Source organism: Segatella intestinalis (assembly GCF_029348455.1).
Classification (GTDB): Bacteria; Bacteroidota; Bacteroidia; order Bacteroidales; family Bacteroidaceae; genus Prevotella.
In genome coordinates, this window is sequence record NZ_JARJVV010000007.1 from 1 (window position 1) to 1,217 (window position 1,217).

Below are 1,217 nucleotides of genomic sequence, written 5' to 3' on the forward strand. Positions count from 1 at the left end.
TTCATGACGGACAAGGAGCTTTGTGCCAGGCTGCAACTGAGCCGAAGAACCCTGCAGGACTACCGAAACAACGGTGTCATCCCGTATATCCAGCTTGGCGGAAAGATACTCTACCGCGAGTCTGACATTCAGAAGATTCTGATGGCTAACTATCGTGAGGCGTACAGAATGAAGGGCTTGTAGAAGAAATACATGTCCTTGATGAGTGGGGTGAAATGAACAAGGCGACAACGTATAACTTACCGAGCGTGGTTGTTATAGGTTGTCGCCTCATTTTATTGGCTATACCGAGTTGGTCGTGTTTGCCGGGTATCATTTGTGTTACCTGTATAAATCTAATACCATGCTAAAACACACTGCGGTGGTTCGCCCAAGTGGCTGGAGGCGCAAAGCCTCCAAGGAACGTTGCTTTATGGCAGGTCTATGCCATTGCATTCTCTGTAAAGATACAGACCAGTTTAGTGCGGCTTGTCTGCTTTTTGATGATGGCTTGCATAATGAACTCCCGAAAGGCTCTGCTCTCAATGCTGTCAATACGGAAGGCTACCGCAATGACGAGTTCAAGGCTATACACATCATAGCTGATGCGGTCGTTCTTCCTGACATGACGGCGTACACCCTGCTCTTTCAGAATGCCATCCTTGAATATAGCCTTGACAGCCTTGCGCACATAGCAGCCGAATACATTATACATGTCGGCAATCTCCTGCATGGTCATCCATACAGTATCGGTCGGCATGGATACTGTTCCGCTCTCGCTGATAGTTATAACTCCTCTGTTCATTTTCCAATAGTTTTTTCGTTCGACAATCTGTTCCTTTCTCGCTTGGCAATAAGCTTATCCATGTCATTTGAAATCTTCTGCTCCGTCACCTGCGCATAGACCTGTGTGCTTGTAATGTCTGCGTGTCCCATCATCTTGGCTATGCTGCCGATGGGAATGTCCTCGTTGAGCATCAAGACTCCGAATGTATGGCGGCTGGCGTGGAATCCCAACTTATTGCTTATGCCAAGCACCATTCCAAGGGTATGCACATCAAGATAGATGTCTTTCTTCTCACCCAGTGGAAAAACAGGCTTGCTGTCGTCCGTGGTATTGTAGAGCGAAAGTATCTTCTCGGCTATCGGATGGAGTGGCACGAAGAACTCCACGCCTGTCTTCTCTCTTTCCTTGCGGATGAACTTCCTACCCTCGGAGTTCTCACTGATATGGTGAG

At 47.8% G+C, this 1,217-nt stretch carries 3 protein-coding genes; 1 reads left to right on the forward strand and 2 read right to left on the reverse strand.

Annotated elements, in window-relative coordinates; all coding sequences use genetic code 11:
* On the forward strand, positions 1 to 183 hold a 183-nt coding region (locus tag P3T48_RS05915; protein WP_276505998.1), incomplete at its 5' end, for a helix-turn-helix domain-containing protein.
* Positions 184 to 421: 238 nt separating this feature from the next.
* Here P3T48_RS05915 and P3T48_RS05920 read toward each other — a convergent pair.
* Both P3T48_RS05920 and P3T48_RS05925 read right to left on the reverse strand, forming a co-directional pair.
* Complete coding sequence (locus P3T48_RS05920; RefSeq protein WP_117678398.1) at positions 422 to 784, reverse strand: virulence RhuM family protein; 363 nt, start codon at positions 782 to 784, stop codon at positions 422 to 424.
* Positions 781 to 1,217, reverse strand: a 437-nt coding sequence (locus P3T48_RS05925) for a site-specific integrase (protein ID WP_276505999.1), incomplete at its 5' end; no start/stop codon positions are given. The genes P3T48_RS05920 and P3T48_RS05925, both read right to left, overlap by 4 nt.